At 62.3% G+C, this 25,533-nt stretch carries 25 protein-coding genes; 15 read left to right on the top strand and 10 right to left on the bottom strand.

Annotated features, from left to right (window positions below; genetic code table 11):
• From AMC88_RS07640 to AMC88_RS07630, 3 genes are all read right to left on the bottom strand, one after another.
• Positions 1-2,205, bottom strand: a complete 2,205-nt coding sequence (locus AMC88_RS07640) for an RNA degradosome polyphosphate kinase (protein ID WP_064825065.1) — start codon at positions 2,203-2,205, stop codon at positions 1-3.
• 64 nt (positions 2,206-2,269) lie between these two features.
• Entirely contained in the window at positions 2,270-2,983 is a 714-nt protein-coding gene (gene hdaA, locus AMC88_RS07635) for a DnaA regulatory inactivator HdaA (protein ID WP_064825064.1), read from the bottom strand.
• A complete protein-coding gene (locus AMC88_RS07630; RefSeq protein ID WP_064825832.1) occupies positions 2,976-4,100 on the bottom strand; it encodes an AI-2E family transporter in 1,125 nt (374 codons plus the stop codon). The genes hdaA and AMC88_RS07630 overlap by 8 nt, the downstream gene beginning before the upstream one ends.
• A 241-nt stretch (positions 4,101-4,341) precedes the next feature.
• On the opposite strand from AMC88_RS07630, the gene purM reads away from it, so the two are divergent.
• Complete coding sequence (gene purM, locus AMC88_RS07625; RefSeq protein WP_064825063.1) at positions 4,342-5,415, top strand: phosphoribosylformylglycinamidine cyclo-ligase; 1,074 nt, start codon at positions 4,342-4,344, stop codon at positions 5,413-5,415.
• Positions 5,412-6,083, top strand: a complete 672-nt coding sequence (gene purN, locus AMC88_RS07620) for a phosphoribosylglycinamide formyltransferase (protein WP_010023186.1) — start codon at positions 5,412-5,414, stop codon at positions 6,081-6,083. The genes purM and purN overlap by 4 nt, the downstream gene beginning before the upstream one ends.
• Here purN and AMC88_RS07615 read toward each other — a convergent pair.
• The 3 genes from AMC88_RS07615 to AMC88_RS07605 all read right to left on the bottom strand — a co-directional run bounded on the left by AMC88_RS07615 (position 6,080) and on the right by AMC88_RS07605 (position 10,188).
• Positions 6,080-7,249, bottom strand: a complete 1,170-nt coding sequence (locus tag AMC88_RS07615; protein ID WP_064825062.1) for an alpha-D-ribose 1-methylphosphonate 5-triphosphate diphosphatase — start codon at positions 7,247-7,249, stop codon at positions 6,080-6,082. The two genes, purN and AMC88_RS07615, sit on opposite strands and share 4 nt — an antisense overlap.
• A 147-nt stretch (positions 7,250-7,396) precedes the next feature.
• Positions 7,397-7,987, bottom strand: a complete 591-nt coding sequence (locus AMC88_RS07610; protein ID WP_064825061.1) for an NUDIX domain-containing protein — start codon at positions 7,985-7,987, stop codon at positions 7,397-7,399.
• Positions 7,984-10,188: a molybdopterin-containing oxidoreductase family protein gene (locus AMC88_RS07605; protein ID WP_064825060.1), complete on the bottom strand. Its 2,205-nt coding sequence runs from the start codon at positions 10,186-10,188 to the stop codon at positions 7,984-7,986. Before AMC88_RS07605 ends, AMC88_RS07610 begins: the two co-directional genes overlap by 4 nt.
• 16 nt (positions 10,189-10,204) lie before the next feature.
• Between AMC88_RS07605 and AMC88_RS07600 the strand changes: the two genes are divergently transcribed.
• The gene (locus AMC88_RS07600) at positions 10,205-11,074 is read left to right on the top strand and encodes a 23S rRNA (adenine(2030)-N(6))-methyltransferase RlmJ (protein WP_064825059.1); all 870 of its coding nucleotides are present in this window, start codon (positions 10,205-10,207) and stop codon (positions 11,072-11,074) included.
• 53 nt (positions 11,075-11,127) lie between these two features.
• A complete protein-coding gene (locus AMC88_RS07595; RefSeq protein ID WP_064825058.1) occupies positions 11,128-11,724 on the top strand; it encodes a glutathione S-transferase family protein in 597 nt (198 codons plus the stop codon).
• 74 nt (positions 11,725-11,798) lie between these two features.
• Here AMC88_RS07595 and AMC88_RS07590 read toward each other — a convergent pair whose 3' ends face one another.
• Positions 11,799-12,434 (bottom strand): outer membrane protein, encoded by a 636-nt coding sequence (locus AMC88_RS07590; RefSeq protein WP_064825057.1) that lies wholly within the window; start codon positions 12,432-12,434, stop codon positions 11,799-11,801.
• Positions 12,435-12,799: 365 nt separating this feature from the next.
• On the opposite strand from AMC88_RS07590, the gene AMC88_RS07585 reads away from it, so the two are divergent.
• The 5 genes from AMC88_RS07585 to AMC88_RS07560 all read left to right on the top strand — a co-directional run bounded on the left by AMC88_RS07585 (position 12,800) and on the right by AMC88_RS07560 (position 17,315).
• The gene (locus AMC88_RS07585; protein WP_064825056.1) at positions 12,800-13,567 is read left to right on the top strand and encodes an SDR family oxidoreductase; all 768 of its coding nucleotides are present in this window, start codon (positions 12,800-12,802) and stop codon (positions 13,565-13,567) included.
• Complete coding sequence (uvrC, locus tag AMC88_RS07580) at positions 13,564-15,603, top strand: excinuclease ABC subunit UvrC (protein ID WP_064825055.1); 2,040 nt, start codon at positions 13,564-13,566, stop codon at positions 15,601-15,603. Before AMC88_RS07585 ends, uvrC begins: the two co-directional genes overlap by 4 nt.
• Positions 15,604-15,767: 164 nt before the next feature.
• The gene (gene pgsA, locus AMC88_RS07575; RefSeq protein ID WP_004671846.1) at positions 15,768-16,358 is read left to right on the top strand and encodes a CDP-diacylglycerol--glycerol-3-phosphate 3-phosphatidyltransferase; all 591 of its coding nucleotides are present in this window, start codon (positions 15,768-15,770) and stop codon (positions 16,356-16,358) included.
• The gene (moaD, locus tag AMC88_RS07570) at positions 16,355-16,609 is read left to right on the top strand and encodes a molybdopterin converting factor subunit 1 (protein ID WP_064825054.1); all 255 of its coding nucleotides are present in this window, start codon (positions 16,355-16,357) and stop codon (positions 16,607-16,609) included. The genes pgsA and moaD overlap by 4 nt, the downstream gene beginning before the upstream one ends.
• A gap of 244 nt (positions 16,610-16,853) precedes the next feature.
• Complete coding sequence (locus AMC88_RS07560) at positions 16,854-17,315, top strand: molybdenum cofactor biosynthesis protein MoaE (protein ID WP_064825831.1); 462 nt, start codon at positions 16,854-16,856, stop codon at positions 17,313-17,315.
• Positions 17,316-17,365: 50 nt separating this feature from the next.
• Here the strand turns inward: AMC88_RS07560 and AMC88_RS07555 are convergent, their stop codons facing one another.
• Positions 17,366-18,262 carry a branched-chain amino acid ABC transporter permease gene (locus AMC88_RS07555; protein ID WP_064825052.1) on the bottom strand — a complete coding sequence of 299 codons (897 nt, stop codon included), beginning with the start codon at positions 18,260-18,262 and terminating at the stop codon, positions 17,366-17,368.
• Between the two features lie 65 nt (positions 18,263-18,327).
• On the opposite strand from AMC88_RS07555, the gene AMC88_RS07550 reads away from it, so the two are divergent.
• Both AMC88_RS07550 and AMC88_RS07545 read left to right on the top strand, forming a co-directional pair.
• Positions 18,328-18,873 carry a CGNR zinc finger domain-containing protein gene (locus AMC88_RS07550; RefSeq protein WP_064825051.1) on the top strand — a complete coding sequence of 182 codons (546 nt, stop codon included), beginning with the start codon at positions 18,328-18,330 and terminating at the stop codon, positions 18,871-18,873.
• The gene (locus AMC88_RS07545) at positions 18,870-19,373 is read left to right on the top strand and encodes a hypothetical protein (protein WP_016734230.1); all 504 of its coding nucleotides are present in this window, start codon (positions 18,870-18,872) and stop codon (positions 19,371-19,373) included. Before AMC88_RS07550 ends, AMC88_RS07545 begins: the two co-directional genes overlap by 4 nt.
• An 83-nt stretch (positions 19,374-19,456) precedes the next feature.
• Here AMC88_RS07545 and ndk read toward each other — a convergent pair whose 3' ends face one another.
• A complete protein-coding gene (gene ndk, locus AMC88_RS07540; RefSeq protein ID WP_004680549.1) occupies positions 19,457-19,879 on the bottom strand; it encodes a nucleoside-diphosphate kinase in 423 nt (140 codons plus the stop codon).
• Positions 19,880-19,960: 81 nt separating this feature from the next.
• A complete protein-coding gene (locus AMC88_RS07535) occupies positions 19,961-20,650 on the bottom strand; it encodes a glutathione S-transferase family protein (protein ID WP_064829923.1) in 690 nt (229 codons plus the stop codon).
• 137 nt (positions 20,651-20,787) lie between these two features.
• On the opposite strand from AMC88_RS07535, the gene AMC88_RS07530 reads away from it, so the two are divergent.
• From AMC88_RS07530 to AMC88_RS07515, 4 genes are all read left to right on the top strand, one after another.
• The gene (locus AMC88_RS07530; RefSeq protein ID WP_064821752.1) at positions 20,788-21,297 is read left to right on the top strand and encodes a DinB family protein; all 510 of its coding nucleotides are present in this window, start codon (positions 20,788-20,790) and stop codon (positions 21,295-21,297) included.
• A gap of 139 nt (positions 21,298-21,436) precedes the next feature.
• Positions 21,437-22,486, top strand: coding sequence for a GGDEF domain-containing protein (locus AMC88_RS07525; RefSeq protein ID WP_041683589.1), 1,050 nt, complete (start codon positions 21,437-21,439; stop codon positions 22,484-22,486).
• Between the two features lie 171 nt (positions 22,487-22,657).
• Positions 22,658-24,541: an ABC-F family ATP-binding cassette domain-containing protein gene (locus AMC88_RS07520; protein ID WP_064825830.1), complete on the top strand. Its 1,884-nt coding sequence runs from the start codon at positions 22,658-22,660 to the stop codon at positions 24,539-24,541.
• A 128-nt stretch (positions 24,542-24,669) separates the two neighbouring features.
• Positions 24,670-25,515 (top strand): polysaccharide deacetylase family protein, encoded by an 846-nt coding sequence (locus tag AMC88_RS07515; protein ID WP_041683588.1) that lies wholly within the window; start codon positions 24,670-24,672, stop codon positions 25,513-25,515.
• Positions 25,516-25,533 lie beyond the last annotated feature (18 nt).

Raw genomic sequence — 25,533 nt, 5'->3', positions numbered from 1 at the left:
TTACTTGTTGTTGCGGCCTTCGAGCAGGCCTGCGATGAGCTTCGGCGCGCTGGACTTCAGAGCTTCACCACGGCCCGAAAGGCTCGGATTGGTCATGAAATACTGCTGCGCATTGAACGGTTCTTCGCCCCTGCGTACTTCCATGCGGCGCGACGTACCGTCGGGCAATATCTCGTAGCTTTGCTGATTGTCAATCACGTTGCCGAGCATAATCTGTGACAAGACCTGCTCGTGAACAGTCGGATTCGTCAGCGGTACCATCGTCTCGACGCGGCGATCGAGGTTTCTCGGCATCATGTCGGCTGAACCGATGTAAACCAGCGCCTTGTCGGATGGCAGGCCGTGGCCGTTGCCGAAGCAGAAGATGCGGCTGTGCTCGAGGAAGCGGCCGACGATCGACTTGACGCGGATCTTCTCCGAGAGGCCAGGCACCTGCGGACGCAGGCAGCAGATGCCGCGCACGACGAGATCGATCTCCACGCCGGCATGGCTGGCGCGATAGAGCGCGTCGATGATGTCGGGATCGACGAGGGCGTTCATCTTCATCCAGATCGCCGCCGGCGCGCCGTTCCTGGCGTGCTGGATCTCCTCCTCGATATGGCGAATGATGCGCGAGCGCAGCGTATAGGGCGAGACGGCGAGCTGCATGCCCTGCTCTGGCTCGCCGTAGCCGGTGATGAAGTTGAAGATGTTCGCCATGTCGTGGGCGATGACCGGATTGCAGGTGAAATAGGACAGGTCGGTATAGATCTTGGCGGTGATCGGGTGGTAGTTGCCGGTCCCGAGGTGGCAATAGGTCCTGAGCTTGCCCTCCTCACGCCGGACGACCATCGACATCTTGGCGTGGGTCTTCAGCTCGATGAAGCCGAAGACGACCTGCACGCCGGCGCGCTCGAGATCGCGCGCCCAGCGGATGTTCGCCTCTTCGTCGAAGCGGGCCTTGAGCTCGACAAGCGCCGTCACCGATTTGCCGGCTTCGGCGGCGTCGATAAGCGCACGCACGATCGGGCTGTCGTTGGAGGTGCGGTATAGCGTCTGCTTTATCGCCAGAACGTCAGGATCGCGCGCAGCCTGGAGAAGGAACTGGACCACCACGTCGAAGGACTCATAAGGGTGGTGGACAACCATGTCCTTCTCGCGGATGGCGGCGAAGCAGTCGCCGGCATGTTCGCGGACGCGCTCGGGAAATCGCGCATTGTAGGGCTGAAACCTGAGATCGTCGCGCGGCGCCTTAGTGATCTCGGAAAGCGTGTTTAACGCCAGAAGTCCAGGCAGGACAGCGACGCGGTTCTCGGGGATGCTGAGCGCCTGGACGACGAACTGGCGCAGCGAGGCCGGCATTTCCGAGTCGGTCTCGATGCGGATGACCTTGCCGCGGCGGCGGCGCTTCAGCGCCGTTTCGAAGAAGCGGACGAGATCTTCGGCCTCTTCCTCGACCTCGATATCGCTGTCGCGGATGACGCGGAAGGTACCGGAGCCCTGCACCTCGTAACCCGGGTAGAGCCGATGGATGAAGATGTTGGCGACATCTTCCAGTGTGATGTAGCGGATCGTGCTCGCATCATCCGGCAGGCGGACGAAGCGGTCGAGCGCCGGCGGCAGGCGCAAGAGCGCCGTCATCGGTTCACGGCCGCTCTTGCTGACGAGTTGCAGGCCGATCGAGAAGCCGAGATTGGGAATGAACGGGAACGGGTGGGCCGGGTCGATCGACAGCGGCGTCAGCACCGGGAAGATCGACTGTTCGAATTCGGCGGCCAGCCATTGGCGGTCGGCATCGCTGAGCGCGCCGGGGCGCACGATCAGAATGTCTTCCTTGGCGAGATACTGCTGCAGCACGGCGAGCGAGGCCTGCTGCTCCATCTGCAGATGATCAATCTCCTGCAGGATCGAATCGAGCTGCTCGGCCGGCGTCTTGCCGTCGGGGCTGCGGATGGCGATGTTCTGGCGCACCTGGCCCTCAAGACCGGCGACGCGCACCATGAAGAACTCGTCGAGGTTGGCGGCCGAGATCGACAGGAAGCGGACGCGCTCGAGCAGCGGATGCTCGGTATTCAGCGTCTCTTCGAGGACGCGGCGATTGAACTGGAGCCAGGAGAATTCGCGGTTGATGAAGCGTTCGGGACTTGTCAGCAGCTCTTCGAGCGGGGGCGTGTTGTCGTTGGTTTCCGGAGTGAGTTCCTGATGTTCTGCGACTGCGCTATCCATGGTCCGCTACCCCGTTTCCAATCGCGACGGCAATTATATCAGTTTCACGACGGAACTGTGACAGTCAATCGGCCGGTTCCGAATTTCCCAATTCATTCAATACTTCGGCGGCAAGGGACCGGGTGATCTTCGTGCCCCGCGACAGGGCCAGCCGGTCGAGCCTTTCGACGATCGTCTGGGCCGCGTTCAGCGACCGCTCCATCCTGTTGACGATATAGAGCACGAGTTTGTCATCTATATAAAGCTGGCGGTCGGCGAAGAGCTTGACGATCACCTGCGACAACAACGCCTCGTCGGGTTCGCCGATCTCGACGACGGTCGCAGCCTTCAGGCGCGAGCGCAGATCGGGCAGCAAAACCGGCCAGGAGATCGGCCACAGGCGGCTTGTCATCAACAGGCTGGTGCCATGTTCGCGAACGCTGTTGATCACGTGGAAAAGCGCGTTGTCATCGAAGCCGAGGCGGTCGGCATCCTCGAACAGCACCGGGCCGGCGGCAGCGGCGACGGCGGCATCCGAGCCAAGATCCGGGCGAATGTCGACGGCGCCGCTCAACTCCCGCCAGATGCGGGCGAGATGCGATTTCCCAGAGCCGACCGGACCGGCAAGCACGACGACCGGCGACGGCCATGCCGGCCAGGCATCGACAATCGACACAGCGGCGGCCAGACGCTCCGAGATCAGGAGATCGTCGCGGCCGCTGGCGGCATCGTGCGAAAAGACCAGCGGCAGCTGCTCTCCGGCCTTGCGCTTCGGATCAGCGTTCTTCACGTCATTCATTGGGAACTGATTTCGTCTTCTGAGCGCGGCCGCTCGGCGACCCGCCAAAATAAAGATCGCTCTGAAGGTAGCGCGAAAGCGCAAAGCGAACAAGGACGCCGACGGCAGCGGCTGCCGGCACCGCGACCAGAAGCCCGACGAAACCGAACAGCGCGCCGAAGGCAAACAGCGCAAACATCAGCCAGACCGGGTGCAGGCCGACGCTGGAGCCGACGAGCTTCGGCTGCAGAATGTTGCCCTCCAGGAACTGGCCGCTGAAGAAAACGGCGAGCACCAGGCCGATCCACGGGTACTCCGGCCAGAACTGCACGATCGCCACGCCGACGGCGAGAACGAGGCCGACCAGTGAGCCGACATAGGGAATGAAACTGATCATGCCGGCGAAGAGGCCGATCAGCAGGCCGAAATTCAGCCCGACGAGCGACAGGCCAGCGGCGTAATAGATGCCGAGAATGAGGCAGAGAGAGCCCTGGCCGCGAATGAAGCCGGCGATCGCCTGGTCGATCTCGCTGGCGATCTGACGGACATCATTGACGTAATCGCGCGGGATCCACTGATCGACCTTGTCGACCATGCGGTCCCAATCGAGCAGGATATAGAAGGCGACGACGGGGGTGACGACGAGCAGCGAGATAACATCGACGATCGCCTTGCCGGAATTCCAGATCTGCGCGAAGAGGCCGGTCAGGAAGCCCATGCCTTCGGAGAGGATGCCGGAGAGATTGTCCTTGATCGTGCCGGCCTGGCTCTTGACCCAGTCCGGCAGCAGCGAATTCTGCGTCTGGGTGATGAACTGCTGCAGCTGGCTGATATAACCCGGCAGGCGCTCGGCAAAATCGTTGAACTGGCTGATCAGCACCGGAATAAGGATCATCAGCGCCAGCGCAAAGACGATGACGAAGGCGATCAGGATGCCGACCGTCGCCATCATGCGGCTGAGCCCCAGGCGTTCCAGCCGATCGGCGACCGGATCGAGAAAATAGGCGATCGCCATGCCGGCAATGAATGGCAGGAGGATCGAACTGAAGACATAGAGAAAGGCGATGAAGAAGACGAGCACCGCCAGCCAGAAGAAGATCTGGCGTTTCAGGCTGTTGCCGCTGACATGCTGTGGCATCGCTTCCCCGCTTCGCTCGCCGCCGAACGCCGCATGCGATCCGACGCGGCCATTCAGCACATAGGATGCAGGCGCAAAGATGGTCAACCCTGTCGCGACAAATCCCGGAAAGGCTCAGGGAAGACGCGGGAAATTGGGGGCTTTCGCCATGCAGCGCTTGCATAAAGGCCCCTGTCATGCAATTGCGACCGGCAGATGACGCGGCGCGTCTGCCGCCTGAAAACAGCCATCGGAGACCAGCATGAGCCAGTCTGGGAAAAACGGCCTGACCTACAGCGATGCGGGCGTCGACATCGATGCCGGCAACCTCCTCGTCGAAAAGATCAAGCCGGCGGTGCGCTCGACCCGGCGCCCGGGCGCCGATGGCGAGATCGGCGGCTTCGGCGGGCTGTTCGACCTCAAGGCCGCAGGCTTTACCGACCCGGTTCTCGTCGCCGCCAATGACGGCGTCGGCACCAAGCTGAAGATCGCCATCGACGCGGACTATCACGACACGGTCGGCATCGACCTCGTCGCCATGTGCGTCAACGATCTCGTCGTTCAGGGCGCCGAGCCGCTGTTCTTCCTCGATTATTTCGCCACCGGCAAGCTCGATCCCGACCAGGGTGCTGCGATCGTCGGCGGCATTGCCGCCGGCTGCCGGCAGGCCGGCTGCGCGCTGATCGGCGGCGAGACGGCCGAAATGCCGGGCATGTATTCCTCCGGCGATTATGATCTTGCCGGTTTTGCCGTCGGCGCGGCCGAACGCGGCAAGCTGCTTCCCTCCGGCGACATTGCCGAAGGCGACGTAATTCTCGGTCTCGCCTCCTCCGGCGTCCACTCCAACGGTTTCTCGCTGGTCCGCAAGATCGTGGAACTGTCCGGCCTCGGCTGGGACGCGCCGGCGCCGTTCGCCGAAGGCAAGAAGCTCGGCGAAGCGCTGCTGGAGCCGACCCGCATCTATGTGAAGCCGCTGCTGAAGGCGATCCGCGAAACCGGTGCGCTGAAGGCGCTCGCCCATATCACCGGCGGCGGTTTCCCGGAGAATATTCCGCGCGTCCTGCCGAAGCATCTGGCAGCCGAGATCAACCTTGCCGCCGTCAAGGTTCCGCCGGTCTTCTCGTGGCTCGCCAGGATGGGCGGCGTCGAGGCCAAGGAGATGCTGCGCACCTTCAATTGCGGCATTGGCATGATCGTCGTCGTCGCAGCCGAGAATGTCGCGGCCGTTTCCGCAGCGCTCGAAGCCGAAGGCGAAACCGTCGTCACGCTCGGCCGCATGATCGCCCGCGCCGAAGGCGCTGCCGGCACGGTCTATAAGGGCACGCTTGCCATATGAGCGCGCCGCGCAAACGCGTCGTCGTCCTCATCTCCGGCGGCGGCTCCAACATGATGGCGCTGGTCGCGGCGGCGAAGGCGGCCGATTATCCAGCCGAAATCGTCGGCGTGATATCAGACAAGGCGGAGGCCGGCGGACTTGCCAAGGCCGCGGCCGAGGGCATCGCCACCTTTGCCTTTCCGCGCAGGGACTACGCCAGCAAGGACGCGCACGAGGCGGCGATCTTTTCGGCGCTCGACGGGCTTTCGCCCGATATCCTCTGCCTGGCAGGCTATATGCGGCTGCTGACGGCGACCTTCATCCAGCGCTACGAAGGCCGGATGCTCAACATCCACCCTTCCCTGCTGCCGCTGTTTCCGGGCCTCCACACCCATCAGCGCGCCATCGACGCCGGCATGCGCATCGCCGGCTGCACCGTGCATTTCGTCACCGAAGGCATGGATGAAGGGCCGGTGATCGGCCAGGCCGCCGTTCCGGTTCTCACAGGCGACACGGCCGAAAGCCTTGCCGCGCGCGTGCTCACCGTCGAGCACCAGATCTACCCGCAGGCGCTGCGACTCTTCGCTGAAGGCCGCGTGACGATGGAAGGCGGCAAGGCGGTGGGCATCGAGGCTTCGGGCGTTGCGCCCAAAGCCCAGCTGATTTCGCTGATCGGCGATCGCGCTTAAGCCGCCAGCGCCCGCAAGGGATGTAACGTGCCGTCGCTGTAGACGAAGCGGCCGGCGCGGAAGGTGGCGCGGATGCGGTTGATGTCACCGGCCTCGACTGCCACCAGATCGGCGCGCTGGCCGATGGCGATTTCGCCGCGGTCCAGGAGGCCGGCGGAGCGGGCGGCGTTGCCAGTCGCCATGGCGACGGCGGCCGGCAGGCCGCCTGGCACCGTGTCGGCGAGCTTGAAGATGCCGGGCACGAAGGCGGCCGGGTGATAATCGGCGGCGATGATGCTCAAGAGACCGGCCCTTGCGGCATCGAGGGCGCTGAGATTGCCTGACATCGACTGGCCGCGCAGCGCATTCGGCGCGCCCATCAGCGTCCAGAGACCGCGGCGGCGCGCTTCCTCGGCCGCCGGTGCGGTAACCGGAAACTCGCTGATGGTGACGCCGAGATCGTGCATCTCGGCGACCTTCTCGACGCTGTCATCGTCATGTGAGGCAAGCGACAGCTTATGCTTCAGCGCCAGCGCGACGATCTCCTTCAGCTTGGCCTCGATGTCGGGGTTATTGCGCATGGCGATGCGCTTGGCGACGATCTCGGCGGCCATGTCCTCGGAGATGGCGCGGCGCTCGGAAATGCTGAGGATGTAGCTTTGCAGGTTGTTGTACTGGCCCTGGCCCGGCGTGTGGTCGGTGAGCGAGACCATGTCGATCTGATCGGCATTCAGCAGGCGCTCGAGCGCGGCAGCGGCGCCGACATTGGTGATTTCATAGCGGGCGTGAACGCGGTGATCGATCAGCAGATTATCACGCAGGCGGTTGATGCCCTCGATCACCGCAGACGTCGTCTCCAGCGAGCGGACGTGGCCGTAGACGCTTTCGGTGGCGAAGGAGACGGCGGCAAAGGCGGTGGTGACGCCGGCGGCGGCGAGCTTCTTGTCGAGCTCGTGGATGCCGAAATCGATTGGCATCGTCGCATTCGGCCGCGGCGCGATCTCGCGTTCGATCATGTCGCCGTGCAGATCGACGAAGCCCGGCATCAGAAGCCGTCCGCCGCCATCGATGGCTGCTCCGGCGACCGGCTCCGGCCTGATCTCGGCGATGGCGCCGTCTTCAACGCGCACGGAACCTTCACTCACCACCTCGTTTGGGAGAACGAGGGTGAAATTGCTGAGCCACATGGGCTTTCTCCTGACCGCATCGATGATTGACAGACCGCAGCGGATAGAACCGCTTCGTGACAAACGTATGAACTTTTCGAACGCCAGAACCGCGATACCGAAACCGTCTTGAGCCAACCCGGCGGGTTGCCCGAGACCGCTCACCCGCTATCGAAGTTTATTCCTGTTCAACAGAGCCCATTGCAGCAGCATGATCGTCTTGGCGTCGAAGATCTCGCCGTTTTCGATCATTTGGGCGGCCTCGTCGAGCGGGACTTCGAGAACCTCGATATCCTCGTGCTCCTCGTCCAGGCCGCCGCCTTCCGCCACGCGGTCGGCGATGTCGATCACAGAGACGAAGAAGTGGACGACTTCGGTGATGGCGCCGGGCGACGGGTAGCATTTGAACAGGAAGCGCGCATCGCGCAGGTGGTAACCCGTTTCCTCCATCGCCTCGCGGCGGATCGCCTGTTCGGGATGATCGTCATCAAGGAGGCCGGCCGGCACCTCGATCATCCAGGCGGGATCGCCGTTCATATGCACGGCAAGGCGGAACTGGCGGACGAGAATGACGAGATCGCGTCGCGGATCATAAAGCAGGATGCAGGCGGCGGGCGTGCGGTGGTAGACCTCCCGCTTCAAGCGTTGGGTCGCGCCTTTGCGGTCGATATAGTCGAGCAGATAGCTGCTGAGCTTTGTCCAACCATTCGACAGCGTTTCCGCGCTGACGATCTTCACGCGTGATTTCGGCTGCGTCATGCTGCGTCCCTGCGAAGCCAGACCTTGTTATCGTGTACGGCCGCTCCGCCATGCGGCGCGACGGGGTCGGCGCCGGTCAGAACGTTGATGCCCTCGCCGTCGACATGCGCCTTGTTCGGCCAGAGGCCCTCGGCGATCAACACGCCTGGCTTGACCTCGGTGGTGATGCGGGCATGGATGCGCAGATCGCCGCGGCCGTTGCCGATGCGGACAAGATCGCCATGCGCAATGCCATTGGCCTCGGCATCAACAGGATTGATCATCACTTCGGGACGGCCTTCCTTCTGACGCGACGTCTTGGTTTCGGAGAAGCTCGAATTGAGGAAGTTGCGGGCGGGCGAGGTGGCGAGACGGAAGGGATGCCGGGTATCGGCGACTTCGATGACATCGACCTGATCGGGAAATACAGGCAGCTCCCGATGCGGTCCAAGCGCGCCGATCGCCGCCGGCGGCTTGTTCGGCGCCGGCTGGTTGATCCAGTCCGGCCGGAAATGGAACTTGCCGTCCGGATGGGCAAAACCGTTCAGGAAATGCGCCTCCTCGAAAGCCGGCTGGCGATCGAACCATTTGTGCTCGAGGAAATGGTCGTAACCCGGCAGGCCGCTCGATTCCAGCAAGCGATCGACCATTTCGCGGGCGGTGAAGCCGAAGCCGGGACGATCGGCGACCCCGAGGCGTTTTGCCAGTTCCTCGATGACGAAGAGATTGGTGCGCACGGTCGGCGGCGGCTCGACCAGCTTCGGCCCGAGCAGGATATGATTCTGGCCGCCGGCCCGGTAGATATCGTCATGCTCGACGAACATCGTCGCGGGAATGACGATATCGGCGATCTCGGCCGTCTCGGTCATGAACTGCTCATGCACGGCGACGAACAGGTCCTCGCGGGCAAAACCGCGTCTGACGAGGCGCTGCTCGGGGGCGATGTTGGCCGGATTGGTGTTCTGGATCAGCATGGCCTTGACCGGGCCGCGGTGGCGCAGGGCCACCGGATCGCCGGTCAGCACGCGGCCGATCTGCGACTGATCGAGCATGCGGATATCGGCATCCTTCATCGACCTGCCGGTCAGTTCCGCATTGTTCATGCGGAAGATATCGTTGTTGGAATGGAAGGCGCCGCCGCCCTCATACTGCCAGGAGCCGAGCACGGTGGCGACGGAAGCCGCCGCATGCATGGCGACCGCGCCGTTGCGCTGGCGGGTGAAGCCGTAGCCTAAGCGGAAGAAGGTCTTTTTCGTCGTGCCGACGAGGCGGGCGAAGGCTTCGATCTCCTCGACCGAAAGGCCGGTGATCTCGGCCGCCCATTGCGGCGTCCTGGTTTTCAGATGCGCTTCGAGACCGGCGGGATCATCGGCATAGCGCGCCATGTAATCCCGGTCGGCATAGCCGTCGCGGAAGGCGACGTGCATGACCGCGCAGGCGAGTGCCGCATCGGTGCCGGGCCTGACGATCAAGGCCATGTCGGCCTGCTTCATCGTCGGATTGTCGTAAATGTCGATGACGACGATCTTGGCGCCGCGCTCCTTGCGCGACTTGATCGCATGGGTCATCACGTTGACCTGGGTCGAGACCGCGTTGGTGCCCCAGATGACGACGCAATCGGTGCGGCCCATTTCGCGCGGATCGGGGCCGCGCAGCGTGCCGGTCGCCATGGTGAAGCCGGTCCAGGCCGGATTGGTGCAGATCGACGAGAAGAAGCCGGAATAACGCTTGGCGTGGCGCAGGCGATCGATCGAATCGCGCTGCACCCAGCCCATGGTGCCGGCGTAGAAATAGGGCCAGATCGCCTCGCTGCCGTCTTTGGCCTCGGCCTTGACGAAGGCTTCGGCGATCTCATCCAGCGCATCGTCCCAGGAAATCTGCTGCCACTGCCCTGCCCCCTTGGCGCCGCTGCGGCGCAAGGGATGCATCAGCCGGTCGGGATGATAGAGCCGCTCGGCATAACGGGCGACCTTGGCGCAGATGACGCCCGAGGTATAGGAATGATCGCCCGCGCCGCGCACGCGGCCGATGCGGCCGTCCTCGGCGATCTCGACCTCCAGCGCGCAGGTGGAGGGACAGTCGTGCGGACAGGCCGTGTGGCCTACCCTGGTATCCGGCTTCGGGGATTTGGCGTGGATGGGGGTCGCAATGTTCATGGCATTTGTATATTCCAAGCCTTGAATGGCCAAAAGCCAGAAAAACTCCCCATGACGCGAATTCATACGGACATCAGCGAAAATGAACTACCGCCACATCTACCACGCGGGCAATTTTGCCGATGTGCTGAAACATGCCGTGCTGGCGCGGCTGATCCGCTACATGCAGAAGAAGGATGGCGGCTTTCGCGTGCTCGACACGCATGCCGGCATCGGGCTCTACGACCTTTCCTCCGAGGAGGCGCAGAAAACCGGCGAATGGCTCGAGGGCATCGGCAAGCTGATGGAGGCCGAGCTCGGACCGCAGGTTGCCGAGTTGCTGGAGCCCTACCTCTCGGCAATTCGCGAACTCAATCCCGAGGGTGGCATCCGCTTTTATCCCGGATCGCCGAAACTGGCGCGCATGCTGTTCCGGCCGCAGGACCGGCTGTCGGCGATGGAACTGCATCCTGAGGACTATGCCCGTTTGCATCGGCTGTTCGAAGGCGATCATCATGCCCGCATCACCGAACTCGACGGCTGGCTGGCCCTCGGCGCGCATCTGCCGCCGAAAGAAAAGCGCGGCATCGTGCTCGTCGACCCGCCCTTCGAGGAAGAGGACGAATATCAGCGCCTGGCCAAGGGGCTGGAGCGGGCCTATCGGCGCTTTCCCGGCGGAACCTACTGCCTGTGGTATCCGCTGAAGAAGGGCGCGCCGATCAAGGAATTCCACGAGACGCTGCAGGCGCTCGACATTCCGAAAATGCTCTGCGCCGAACTGACCGTGCGCAGTGACCGCGGCATGACAGGACTGACGGGCTCCGGCCTTGTCATCGTCAATCCGCCCTTCACGCTGAAGGACGAACTGCATCAGCTGCTGCCGGCGCTGAAAGATCATCTGGCGCAGGACCGCTTCGCCTCGCACCGTGCCTTCTGGCTGCGCGGCGAGAACAAGACGGTGAAGGATGATTGACCGGGCAAGAGGCTTCGGGAATAGTCCGCGCAGTTCCATAAATCAGGTGTCGCATGAAGCTTCTTTGGTCGCCCCCCTCACCCTATTCCAGCAAAGTGCGAATGGCCGCGCATTTCCTGGGCCTGGAGATGAACGACATCCGGGTCGACACCAATACCGGCCCGGCAATCCTGGTGGACAACAATCCGCTCGGCAAGATCCCGACGCTTCTGACCGATGACGGCGCCTCGGTCTTCGACAGCGTCGCGATCATGCATTATTTCGACCGGCTGACGAAGGGCAGGCTCTATCCTGCCAAGAAGGGCAAACGCACCGATGCGGAGGTCCTGGAGGCGCTTTCCGACGGCATCTGCGACTGCCTGCTGACGATCGTCTACGAGCGGCGCTTCCGCGATGAGGAAAAGATCCACCAGCCCTGGATCGACCGGCAATGGAAAAAGGTGACGAGCGGGCTTGCGCATCTGAGCGCCAACCCGCCGAAACCGGGCAAGAAACTCAACGGCGGACATTTCGCCCTGGCCGCCACGCTCAGTTATCTCGACCTGCGCTTCAAGGGCCAGTGGGAAGCCGAGCATGCACCACTGATCGACTGGCTGGCGCAGTTCGAGAAGAAATTCCCTGCCTATCAGGAACTCAAGGCCAGCGCTTAATCGGAAAACCGGTAGCCCGGCAAAAAAAAGCCGGGCGACGACCCGGCTTCTTCGTATTCGGATGCTGGCTCAGCTTAGAACTTGACGCCGATACCGAGCTTGACGCTGTTCTCGTCGTAACCGCGCGAGAAGCTGCCGGAGTCGAGGTCGTAATCCTTGCTCTGGTAGTCGGTGTAGCGATATTCGAGGCGCGTCGTGATGTTGTTGGTCACGAAGGCTTCGACGCCGGCGCCGACCGTATAGCCGTAGGCCGTCTTGCTTTCGTCCGAGGTGCCGTCGGAGACCTTGATATTGCCGAGGGCAAGACCGGCCGTGCCGTAGAGCAGGAAGGGGTTCATGTCGTAGCCGACGCGGCCACGGACGGAGCCGTTCCAGCCATACTTGTTCTTGACGCCGCCCGAGGAAACGTCGTCGCCGCTGTAGCCGAGGTCGGATTCAACGCCGTAAACGATCTGGCCCTGCTGCCAGTTGTAGCCGGTGAAGACCTGGCCGCCGAAACCATAGGTGTGACGGTCGGAACCGAAGTCACCCATGTTGTAGGTGCCGGCGCCGCCGAGGTAGAAGCCCTCCCAGCTGCCGGCCGGCTTGACCGGGGCATCCTGGGCGACCGGTGCTTCCGGAACCTGATCGACGGCGTCGGCCGCCTGAGCTACCGAGACGCCCGCGATTGCAAAAGCAGAGGCCATGAGGCCAGCAATGAGTACACGCATACTTTTCTCCTTTCAGTCCCGCGCCGCTTTTCATCTGTCTATCAGCGAAGCATTGGCGGGGAAATTGCCAGATGTCCCTTCCGGATCGAGACTGAAATTGAAACTGAAATGCGGATTTGAAAGAGCCAAATTGTGATATCATTGTGGCGGCCGCATGGCTGAAATTCGATGTTGCTTAAGCGCAACATACACTTCATTAACCATACCGAAGAGTTAAACTTAAAATACTTATTTTAGGAAATCGTATTCTTAAATAATACATAGAATATCAGGGCAACGAAGGCAACCGCAGGGGCCTATTTATATAATCTCGCCGGCCTCCTATATAGTCTGGCAACAGACTCGCGGGATCAGAAGGCAAGATTTTGAACCACAAAAGACTTCGCGCGGCCCTTATAACGGGGGCTGCCAAGAGAATAGGCCGGGCAATCGCCGAAGACCTTGCTGCACATGGCTTTTCCGTCGCCATCCATGCGAACGGCTCCCTCGACGAAGCCGAAGAGTTGGCGGCGGAATTGCGGCGGAAGGAATATCGGGCGATCGCGCTCAAGGCCGACCTTACCGATATCGGCGAAACAAGCGAACTGATAAAAAGAGCGTCGGACATACTCGGTCCGATCGACCTACTGGTCAACAACGCCTCTATCTTCCGTCAGGATTCGGCGCGCAGTTTCGACGCGGAAGCATGGGCTGAGCATTTCGATATCCATGTGCGGGCGCCGTCGATTCTTGCCGCAGCCTTTGCCGAACAGCTGCCTGATGAAACGACCGGACTGATCGTCAACATCATCGACCAGCGCGTCTGGGCGCTCAATCCGGGCTTCTATTCCTATACGCTCTCCAAGGCCGCGCTGTGGACGGCGACGCAGACGATGGCGCAGACCTTTGCGCCGAAGCTGCGCGTCAACGCCATCGGCCCCGGCCCGACGGTGCGCAGCACGCGGCAATCGGAAGAGGACTTCCAGGCTCAGATCGACGGGCTTATCATGAAGGCGGGGCCGGGATTCGGCGAGTTCGGACGAACGATTCGCTTCCTCTTCGATACGCCCTCGATCACCGGCCAGATGATTGCCCTCGACGGCGGCCAGCACCTCGCCTGGCAGACGCCCGACGTGGCGGAGATTACGGAATGAACGGACGAAAGCTGCCGGATGGCGGCGTTCTCTACGACGACACGGATGAGAACGAAGACGATATCGAGGTGGAAGGCGAGGTTTCCGCCGCCCCCCTCGCGGCAGCCGTCGACTGGAACGCCGGCAGCCTCAACGAGACCGGGCTCATCGGCGCAGAACTGATCGGCGAATTCGTCAAGCGGCTGCCCAACAGCCCCGGCGTCTACCGCATGTTCAATGCCGAAGGCGACGTGCTTTATGTCGGCAAGGCGCGCAGCCTGAAGAAGCGCGTCGGCAATTACGCCGTCGGCCGCGTGCATTCCAACCGCATCGCCCAGATGGTGCGGCAGACGGCGAACATGGAATTCGTGACGACGCGCACGGAAACCGAAGCGCTGCTCTTGGAAGCGAATCTGATCAAGCGCTTGCGGCCACGCTTTAACGTGCTGCTGCGTGACGACAAGTCGTTTCCCTATATTCTCATCACCGGCGATCACCGGGCGCCGGCGATTTTCAAGCACCGCGGCGCGCGGGCCAGAAAGGGCGACTATTTCGGACCTTTCGCGTCGGCCGGCGCGGTCGGGCGCACGATCAATTCGCTGCAGCGCGCCTTCCTGATCCGCACCTGCACCGACAGCGTCTTCGAAACGCGCACGCGCCCCTGCCTGCTCTACCAGATCAAGCGCTGTTCCGGGCCCTGCACCCACGAGGTCAGCGACGACGGTTACGCCGAACTGGTGCAGGAGGCCAAGGACTTCCTTTCGGGCAAAAGCCAGAAGGTGAAATCGCATATGGCCGAAGCCATGAACCAGGCGGCCGAGGATCTCGACTTCGAGCGGGCGGCGATCTATCGCGATCGCCTCGCGGCACTGTCGCATGTGCAGAGCCACCAGGGCATCAATCCCGCCGGCGTTGAGGAGGCTGACGTTTTCGCCATCCATCACGAAGGCGGCGTTTCCTGCATCCAGGTCTTCTTCTTCCGTACCGGCCAGAACTGGGGCAATCGCGCCTATTTCCCGAAAGCCGATCCGCAGTTGTCCGGCGCCGAAGTGCTGAACGCGTTTCTGGCGCAGTTCTACGACGACAAGCCGGTGCCGAAACAGATCATGCTGTCGGAAACCGTCGAGGAACTGGAGCTGCTCGCCGCGGCCCTCAGCGAAAAGGCGGGCCACAAGGTTTCGATTCTCGTACCGCAGCGCGGCGAAAAACGCGATCTCGTCGATCATGTCGTCGGCAATGCGCGCGAGGCGCATGGGCGAAAGCTCGCCGAGACGGCGTCGCAGTCACGGCTGCTCGAAGGCTTCAAGGAAACCTTCGGGCTCGCCTATGCGCCGCAGCGCATCGAGATCTACGACAACTCGCATATCATGGGCACCAATGCCGTCGGCGGCATGGTGGTGGCGGGGCCGGAAGGCTTCGTGAAGAACCAGTACCGCAAGTTCAACATCAAATCGACCGACATCACCCCCGGCGACGACTTCGGCATGATGAAGGAGGTGATGACGCGGCGGTTCTCGCGGCTGATCAAGGAGGAAGGCATTCCCGACCGGACGGCGCAGACAACGGCAACCGACGCCGCCGACATGCCCTTCCCGGCCTGGCCCGATGTGATCCTGATCGACGGCGGCCAGGGGCAGATGACGGCCGTGCGCGCCATCCTCGCCGAACTCGGCATCACCGACAGCGTGACGGCGATCGGCATCGCCAAGGGTGTCGACCGCGATGCCGGGCGCGAGCGCTTCTTTCCGCCGGGGCGCGAAAGCTTCACGCTGCCGCCGCGCGATCCGGTGCTCTACTTCATCCAGCGCATGCGCGATGAGGCGCACCGCTTCGCGATCGGCTCGCACCGGGCGCGGCGCAAGAAAGAAATGGTCAAGAACCCGCTCGACGAAATCGGCGGCATCGGCCCGTCGCGCAAACGGGCGCTGCTGCAGCATTTCGGTACGGCGAAAGCGGTTTCGCGCGCCGCTCTTTCCGACCTGATGGCCGTAGAGGGCATCTCGGAAGCCGTCGCCAGGCAAGTTTACAACCATTTCCACGACGACGCCGCGAAATAGCCGGCGGCCGTCGCAAATTCCACGCAAAGGCAGTGAAAAGACAGAAACAATGTTGACGGTCTGCGGTCAAAGCCGTCATCTACGGCATCGGCCCCGAAAATCGGAATCGATTTTCGTAAAGACGCGCGGCGCTATCGCGGCGCATCAGTTCAGAGAAACGATCCATGGCATCGCGTGCGTATAGCATCCCCAACCTTCTGACTTACGGCCGCATCCTCGCCGTGCCGGTGATTGTTCTCTGCTTCTTTATCGAAGGCAGATTGTCGATCAGCAATACGGCGCGCTGGGTCGCGCTGTGGATCTTCATCATCGCCTCGATCACCGATTTCCTCGACGGCTATCTCGCCCGCATCTGGAACCAGACGTCGAATATCGGCCGGATGCTCGATCCGATCGCCGACAAGCTGCTGGTCGCCTCGATCCTTCTCTTGGTCGCGGCTGACCAGACCATCGCCGGCTGGTCGATCTGGGCGGCGATCACCATTCTCTGCCGCGAAATCCTGGTTTCCGGCCTGCGCGAATATCTGGCGGCGCTGAAGGTCAGCGTGCCGGTGACACGCATCGCCAAATGGAAGACGACGCTGCAGCTCGTCGCCATCGCCTTCCTGCTCGCGGGACCTGCCGGTGACGAGATTTTCCCTTATACGACGCAGACCGGCATCGCGCTGCTGTGGATCGCCGCATTGTTGACCATCTATACCGGCTACGACTATTTCCGCGCCGGGCTGAAACATATCGTGGATGACGAGGAATGACGCGACTTGTCTATTTCGCCTGGGTGCGCGAGCGCATCGGCAAGGGTGAGGAGGAGATCGACCTCCCCTCCTCCGTCCTCACCGTCGCCGATCTTCTGAATCATTTGAAGACGCTGGGCGAAGAATATGAGGCCGCACTTCAATATCCGGACGTGATCCGCGTGGCGCTCGATATGGAGCATGTCGAGCATGACGAGCCGATATCCGGCGCCCGCGAGATCGGGATTTTTCCGCCGATGACGGGGGGATAAGGCTCATCCGCCTGGGCTTTGGAAAGCTGCCAATGGGCACGACTGCGTTTTCCCTTCTCTCCCTCATTCCTGTGCTTGTCACAGGAATCCAGTGCGCCCAAGTCCTTGGGCGCGAGAGAAGCACTTGCCAAAAGGAAAGAGTCATTCACCGCGCGGACGCGCGGTGGCTGGATTCCTGTGACAAGCACAGGAATGAGGGAGCCTGGGGATACGGCAGCGCCTCACAGCAGCGGAGACCCCTGTGGTGACCATCACACCCACCATCCGCGTCCAGCATGAGGACTTCGACCTGCAAGCCGAGGTCGACCTCCTCTCCAACGGCAAACCTAGCATCGGTGCCGTCGTCACCTTCTCCGGCCTCTGCCGCGATGACGGCGGCGCGCTTGTGGCGCTCGAACTCGAACATTACCCCGGCATGGCGGAAGCGGAGATTACCCGCATCGGCGAACTCGCCATCGCCCGTTTCGGGCTGCTCGGGCTGACCACTATCCATCGTTACGGCAAGATCGCCGTGGGTGAGAATATCGTGCTCGTCGTCGCGGCCGCGCCGCATCGGCAGGCGGCATTCGACGGCGCCAACTTCGTCATGGATTTCCTGAAGACCGCAGCGCCCTTCTGGAAGAAGGAGCACGACAAGGACGGCGCCGCCGGCGACTGGGTCGCGGCGAAAGACGCCGACGATGCGGCGCGCGACAAGTGGAAATAAATCGGCGCAATTCCGGACGCAAAACCGCTGCACACTTTTGCCGGAATTGCTCAGAGCACCACGCGCTCCCTGCGGCTCATGACCAGCAATAGGACGAGCAGCGAGAAGATAACGAGATCGCGCCAGACGAAGGGGCCATAGGCGCCCCAGAGGGTTTCGACGACGGCGAGCCCGGCGGCGCCGCCGGCCGAGCGCAGCGGATCGGAATAGCCGCCGACAGCGGCGATCAGCAGCACTTTCAGCCCGAACATCAGGCCCGCGCCGAAATCCATCGAGCCGTAATAGAAGGTGGCGAGGATGCCGCAGATCGTGGCGACGAGGGCGGCCGCCGCATAGGCGACGAGGAAGACGCGGCTGGCGCTGGTGCCGCAAAGCTCGGCGGCCAGCGGATCGTCGGTGACGGCGCGCCAGATGCGGCCCCAGGCCGTGCGCCTGAGGATCAGCGTCCCGATCACAACGATGGCCGACATCAGCGCCGTGTCGATCAGCTGGATGTAAGTGAGGGTCACCTTGAACGGGCCGTCGCTCCAGAAGACGACCGTGTCGTTGAGAAACGGCGGCAGCCAGATCGCCCTGGTATCGGCGGCAAGCCGGGCGGTCTCCATCAGCACGATCATGATGCCGAGAGCGGCAACGATCACCGTATTCGGCGATTTGCTGACCAGCGGCAGCATGATCGAGCGGCCGATCCAGATGCCCGCCGCCAGCGAATAGACGATCGCGGCGCCGGCGCCGACGGCAAGGGCCGCCGGCAACACCAGCCAGAAGCGGTTGAAGGCGAGCTCGGTGAAAAGCAGAAGGATCTGGCCGGAGAAGGCGAAGATCGCCCCATAGGTGATATCGGCCCGTTTGGTGACGCCGAAGGCGACCGCATAACCGAAGGCGAGCGCGGCATAGAGAGCGGCAAGCGGAACCGCATTCGCCAGCTGCTGCAGAAGGTAGGCCATTCCAGATCCTCCGGACCCCATAAAATATAACTGGCAAAAAGCATTTAGCCAGTTATATTTTCATCATGAGCTTTTCTTGGACCCCTCACCGCTTTGCCGGCGGCGCGCTGGCACTCGATGTCGCCAACAGCGTCGTTCTGCGCCACGACGCCGCGCGGCGGATCGACCGCTTTGCGGCCGGTGACCAGATGCGGAGCTTTCCACGAGCCGCCGCCGAATTCTGCGCCGAACGCGCCCTGTTCGGCGACATCGCGCCGGTGCCAGCGGAAAACACGGCTGATTTCATCGCGCTGCGGGAAGCGATCGACCGATATTTCCGCAAGCGTATACTCGATGGCAGCGACGACCGGTTGCTCGCCGGGCTGCTGGATGCGCTGGCGACGGTGCTGCACGAAGCAAACCCTGCCAGCCTGGCAACGGCGACCGCCCATTCGGTGCTGCGGCTGATCGCGATGCCCGATCCGGAACGCATGAAGATCTGCGGCAATTGCGGCTGGCTTTTCATCGACCGCAGCAAGAACAGGAGCCGGGCCTGGTGCGACATGGCGGTCTGCGGCAATCGCGCCAAGGCGAACCGGCATTATCGCCGCAAGAAGGAGGAAATCCCATGAGGAAACATCTGATCGTCACGGCGGCGGCAATTGGCCTCCTGCTGTCAGCCTGCCAGCGCCAGGCCGAAAATCTGGTCGAAGTGACCGGCCACCTCTTCGTCTTCAACTATCGGGTGGCGAGCGCCACCTATCTGCTGACGCTGAAGAAGACCGGTCCCATTCCCGACGGTTCGGTCATCATCGCCGAATTCGAAAATCCCCAAGGCGGCGCGCCGCTGGTGCTGAACCAGAAAATCTACCCGATCGACGACAAGATCGCGCTGCAGAGCCAAAACCTCCACTGTGTGCGCAAGGACCGTCCCTATTCCGTCAGCATCCGGCTGGTCGACAAGGACGGCAAGCTGCTGCAGGAATTGAAGACACAGTTCCGCTCCGACCTCGATCAGACCGTGCTGCCGAGCAAGCCGCTCGTCATTGGTGCGCTTTATGACAAGAACCCGGAGGTCTTCAAGCCGGACGGCAGCGTCGATTTCTCGAATACCGACAAATGCCCGGGATAGAACCAGAATAGAAAAAGCCGGAGCGAGGCCCCGGCTTTCGAGAGTCAATTCAAGGCATTGCGAGCCAATGCCGAAGCGTGGCCTCAGCCGACGATTTCGGTATCGGAGAACCAGTACTTGATTTCCTGGGCAGCCGTTTCCGGAGCATCCGAGCCGTGAACGGAGTTTTCGCCGATCGAGAGCGCATGAACCTTGCGGATCGTGCCTTCGTCAGCGTTTGCCGGGTTGGTCGCGCCCATGATTTCGCGGTTCTTGAGGATGGCGCCTTCGCCTTCCAGAACCTGAACGACGGTCGGGCCGGAGGTCATGCCTTCGACGAGTTCGCCGAAGAAGGGACGATCCTTGTGAACGGCGTAGAAGCCTTCGGCTTCGCGGCGGCTCATCCAGACGCGCTTGGAAGCGACGACGCGCAGGCCGGCATCTTCGAGCATCTTGGTGATGGCGCCCGTCAGATTGCGCTTGGTTGCATCCGGCTTGATCATCGAGAAGGTGCGTTCAATCGCCATAGTCAAATCCTCTGTTTTCTCGGGAAAAGTGGGCGGTCTTTACCCGCCCCAACGCGCGAAAACAAGAGGTCGGCGGCAATTTCACGCCGCTGTCACAGTCCGGCCGCGGCTTTCATGGAGATCGAGGCAGCGTTCGAACCAGGCCAGGACGGGATCGTCGGCGGCCAGCATGCTGAAGCCGGTGCAGACACGCAGCCATTGCAGCGCGCCGAAGACGATGTAGTCGGCAAAAAGCGGCGTCTGCCCGCCGATGAAGGGCTGGAACTTCAGCATATGCCGGATCGGCTCCAGCTTGGCGCCGAAAGCAGCTTTCTCCGCCTCGCTGTCGGCGGCAATGACCTCGAACGACTTGCCGAGACGGGCCTCGCGGCTTTCACGGAAATAGGCCTTGTCCCCTTCGTCGAGGATCGCATGGATGTCGAGAAGAGCGATGCGGGTGATCGCCGGATGGATGATCATCTGCGAATAGCCTTCCACTAGGCGCGACAACGCCTTGCCGCCCTCGCCGCCAAACAGCGACGGCCGCTCGGGATAGGCTTCTTCGAGATAGAGGGCGATGGCGAAACTGTCGGGGATCAGTCGGCCGTTGTCGTCGAGAACGGGCAGAGTCGGAGAGACACCGCCGCCGATTTCGCGGATCCGGGCATAGGTCGTCGGAGTCTCTTCGAAATCGAGCCCCTTATGCGCCAGCGCCATCACCGCCTTCCAGCAATGAGGCGAAAAGAAGCGCCGCTCATCGGCGCCGCACAGGGAATAGAGGGCTCTGGTCATGACAGTCCTTTCGAGATCGCAACTCCCTGCATTCGACGACATAAACCGCCTGCGATCAAATCAGGAAATTTCATGGCGTCATCACTGCGATTTCTGCGGAAGCAAGCTAGATTACCTTCTCAAGACAGGAGGAGCGCATGCTCAGGCAATACAGGATGTTCGCCGCCTACAATCGCTGGGCCAATGCCCAGCTCTATGCGGCAGCGGCTGCGCTCAGCGACGCGGAATTCCGCAGCGACCGCGGCGCCTTCTTCGGCTCGCTACACCGCACGCTCAACCATCTGATGGTCGCCGACCGAATATGGATGAAGCGCTTCACCGGCATCGGCGAAGCGCCGACGACCCTCGATGCCGTGCTCTTCGAGGAATTCGATGCGCTTGCCGCTGCGCGCAGGACAGAGGACGAACGCATCATTGCCTGGACGGGCACGCTTGATGAGGCGACTCTTGCGGGCAACTTCACCTATATGCCAGTGACGCAGCAGATCGCGATGACCCAACCGCTGTGGACAGCACTTTCGCACCTCTTCAACCACCAGACCCACCATCGCGGCCAGTGCCACATGACGCTGACGGCGCTCGGTAAGCCGAGCCTCGGCCTCGACCTCATCTATTTCCTGCGCAGCGAGGGCCGGGAGTGGATGTGAGCGTCTTTGCATCAACCGGGTATTAACCGCCTTTCCCGGTTGCGCCTGGAATCAAGCGCTTCCAGTCGAAAGATTCAGCCTCTCTTAAAAGCTTGCGGGCATAGCGAATGAAGGAAAAGGCCGGCCGCGAGGGATCATCATGCAGAATGCAAGCGCAAACGCATTGGTGCCGCGCGAGGCGGGGCGCCCTGGGCCAATTGCGGACATCCAGAAGATCGCCCAGCACATGGCACGTCTCAATGTCGCCGGGCTGCCGCGCAATTACGAGCTCTTCCATGAGGCGATCGTCGGGCGCAACGGAGGCCTCGCACAGGATATCGCCGCGCTCGGGCCTCAGCCGCAACAGGCGATGCTTGACGAGCTCGGCTTGAAATACCGCCTCGTCAGCCACTGCGGGCTGGCGGGCGACACCTCGCGGAACGAGGCGAGCCGGCTGCTGCGCGAGGTGGCGGAGAAGCTTGCCGAAGGGCTGCGGCATCGGGACGCCTTCGCGCGCGCCTGCGACACGATCCTGAAATCCGTTTCCGGCCATGAAGACCAGAGCCTTGCCGCCTTCATCGGCGAGCTCGACTACCTCTCGGTCTCGCTAACCAGCGTGCTGTCGGCGGAGATGGAAATCGGCGCAAGGCTGGCGGATGACATCAAAAGGCTGGAAACGCTCGAGCGCGGCATTTCGGCGATGCAGTTGGCCGCCGTCGCCGACAGGATCACCGGACTTCCCAATCGCATCGCTCTCAACCGCGTGATGGCGGACCTCTACGAGCGCGAAGAGGGAGCCGCCGGCAGCGCGCTGTTCATGATCGATATCGACAATTTCACCGATCTCAATGAGAGATATGGCACGCCGGCAGGCAACAAGCTCTTGAAGAAGCTCGCCGGCCTCTTCCAAAAATCGATCAAGAAAAACGACTTCATCGCCCGCACCGAGGCGGACGAATTTGCCTTGCTGTTTGCCAATGTCGGCATGCAGGATGCAAAGGCGATTGCCGAGCGCCTGCGCGCCTCCGTCGAAGACAATCTGGTCTTCGCGACCTCAGACAAGGGCGATAGCGGCAGGCTGACCATCTCGGTCGGCGTGGCGCTCAGCGCGGACGCGTCGACACCGGGACAGCTGCAGGCCAATGCCCGCGTTGCCCTTCTCGCCGCGCAATCGAACCCGCGCCAGCCGGTGCAGGCCTTCGGCCGCTAAGGCGCGCCTCGGCGGACAAGTGAACTTGCCGTGGGCGGACAAGCAAGCTTGCCGGGCGGACAAGTGAGCTTGCCGCGGGCGGACAAGTGACCTTGCCGCGGGCGGACAAGCAAGCTTGTCGTGGGATGAGTGCTCTTGCCTTGGCGGGCGCTTTCGGCCAAAACGCCGGCCATGATCACGCTCACCGAAATTTCCGCCCGCATTGCGGGGCGCCTGCTTCTTGACAATGCCAGCCTGTCGCTGCCTTCGGGCACCAAGGCCGGCCTCGTCGGGCGCAACGGCGCCGGCAAGTCCACGCTGTTTCGCGTCATTACCGGCGATCTCGGCTCGGAGACCGGATCGGTGTCGATCCCAAAGGCGGCGCGTATCGGCCAGGTGGCCCAGGAGGCGCCGGGAACCGAGCAGCCGCTGATCGAGATCGTGCTTGCCGCCGACAAGGAGCGCGCGGCCCTGCTGGCCGAAGCGGAAACGGCAAGTGATCCGCACCGCATCGCCGAAATCCAGATGCGCCTCGTCGATATCGATGCGCATTCGGCCGAAGCGCGCGCGGCGAGCATTCTCGCCGGCCTCGGCTTCGACAGGGAAGCGCAAGCCCGGCCCGCCTCCTCCTTCTCCGGCGGCTGGCGCATGCGCGTGGCGCTCGCCGCCGTGCTGTTTGCCGAGCCGGACCTGCTGCTGCTCGACGAGCCGACCAACTATCTCGACCTCGAAGGCACGATGTGGCTGGAGGATTATATCCGCCGCTATCCCCATACGGTCGTCATTATCAGCCACGACCGCGACCTCCTGAACAACGCGGTCAATTCCATCGTCCATCTCGACCAGAAAAAGCTCACCTTCTACCGCGGCAATTACGACCAGTTCGAGCGGCAGAAGGCGGAAGCCGACGAACTGCAGACGAAGGCCAAGGCGAAGAACGAGGCGGCGCGCAAACATCTGCAGAGCTTCATCGACCGCTTCAAGGCCAAAGCCTCCAAGGCGCGTCAGGCGCAATCGCGCGTCAAGGCGCTCGAGCGCATGGGAACGGTCGCAGCCGTCATCGAAGACCATGTGCAGCCGATCACCTTTCCCGAGCCGGAGAAGCAGCCGGCCTCGCCGATCGTCGCGGTCCAGGGCGGCGCCGTCGGCTACCAGCCCGGCAAGCCGATTCTGAAGAACCTCAATCTGCGCATCGACAATGACGATCGCATCGCCCTTCTGGGTTCGAACGGCAACGGCAAATCGACCTTCGCGAAATTCATCTCCGGCAGGCTTGCCCCGGAGAGCGGCGAAGTGAAGCTTGCGCCGTCGCTGAAGATCGGCTTTTTCGCGCAACACCAGCTCGACGACCTCATCCCCGAGCAGTCGGCGGTGGAGCATGTGCGGCGGCTGATGCCTGGCGACCCGGAGGCCAAAGTGCGTGCCCGCGTCGCGCAGATGGGGCTGGCGACCGAGAAGATGGCGACCGCGGCCAAGGATCTTTCCGGCGGTGAAAAGGCTCGCCTGCTGATGGGCCTTGCCGCCTTCCATGCGCCGAACCTGCTCATCCTCGACGAGCCGACCAACCATCTCGACATCGACAGCCGCCGCGCACTGATCGAGGCGCTCAACGATTACGACGGCGCCGTCATCCTGATCTCGCACGATCGTCACCTCATCGAGGCGACCGTCGACCGGCTCTGGCTGGTCAACGGCGGCACGGTCACCGCCTTCGAAGGCGACATGGACGAATATCGGGACCTGATCGTCGCCTCCGGCAAGAAAAAAGAGGAAAAGCCGCAGCCGGCTGACGATGCGACCTCCAAGGCCGATCAACGCAAGCTCAATGCGGAAAAGCGCGCCTCGTTGACGCCGCTGAAGAAAAAGATCAACGAAATCGAATCCTTGACGGCGAAGCTGGAGAAACAAATTCAGGCGCTTGACGCGGAACTTGCAGATCCTGCTCTCTACGAGAAGGCGCCTGCCAAGGCCGCGGAGAAGGCAAAGCAGCGCGGTGAAGCCGCGGCAAAACTCGCAGCCGCCGAGGAAGACTGGCTGATGCTGTCGTCGCAATATGAAGAAGCGATGGCAGGATAGCCACAGGGGCCTGAGAAAACGCGGCGACGTGCCAGGTTTCGGCACAACTCCCGCCGCTCTCAACCGATCGTTAACCATAATTCGAAAGGTTGTCTCAACATTCGTTACTGATTTGTTGAGCCCTTTCAATGCACCGATTTTTACTCCTCGCCTGCATCGCCCTTACGGCCACCCTCTCTGCCTGCGGCACGACCAAACACGCCCCCGATGCATCGATCAAGACCTCTTCGGTGATTGCGCCCGAGGGGCGGAAACTGGCCTATGCTGGCGACGATGCGGCTGCGCCGCGCATGAGCGGCTGGCACCATCTGGCCGGGCGGACGCTTGAGGTCTCATCGCTTGCTGATCTCAAGCTGCAGAACAAGGAAGTGATCCTGAGCTTCGACGACGGCCCGATTCCCGGCCGGACCGACAAGGTGCTGGCAATTCTCGACCAGTTCGGCGTCAAGGGCGCCTTCATGATGGTCGGCGAAATGGCCGAAATGCATCCGGCGCTCGCCCGCAAGGTCGCCGAGGACGGCAACACGATCGGCAGTCACACCTATGACCACACCGACCTGACTTCGCTTGATTTCGACGCGGCTATGGCCGAGGTGGTCAAGGGCGAATTGGCGGTGACCAAGGCGACGGGAACTGACGTCTCCTTCTTCCGCTTCCCCTATCTTGCCGAGAGCCACAGGCTGCGCACCGCGATCGCCATGCGCGATATGGTGGTCATGGATGTCGATATCGACAGTAAGGACTATTTCGCCATCACGCCGGCCTCCGTGACGCAGCGGACGATGGACCTGCTGCACAGACGCGGCCACGGCATCATCCTGATGCATGACATCCACAAACGCACGGCGACGATGCTGCCGACCCTGCTCTCGGAACTCGAGGGCGAAGGCTACAAGGTGGTGACGCTGAAATTCAAGAAGACGCAAGCGCCGAACAATCTCGTCGCTTTGGCCGATTTCGTGACCACGCGTTAGACGAGAGGCCAATTAACG

The organism is Rhizobium phaseoli, assembly GCF_001664385.1.
Lineage (GTDB): Bacteria > Pseudomonadota > Alphaproteobacteria > Rhizobiales > Rhizobiaceae > Rhizobium > Rhizobium phaseoli.
This window is presented reverse-complemented; position numbering and strand designations above follow the sequence as displayed.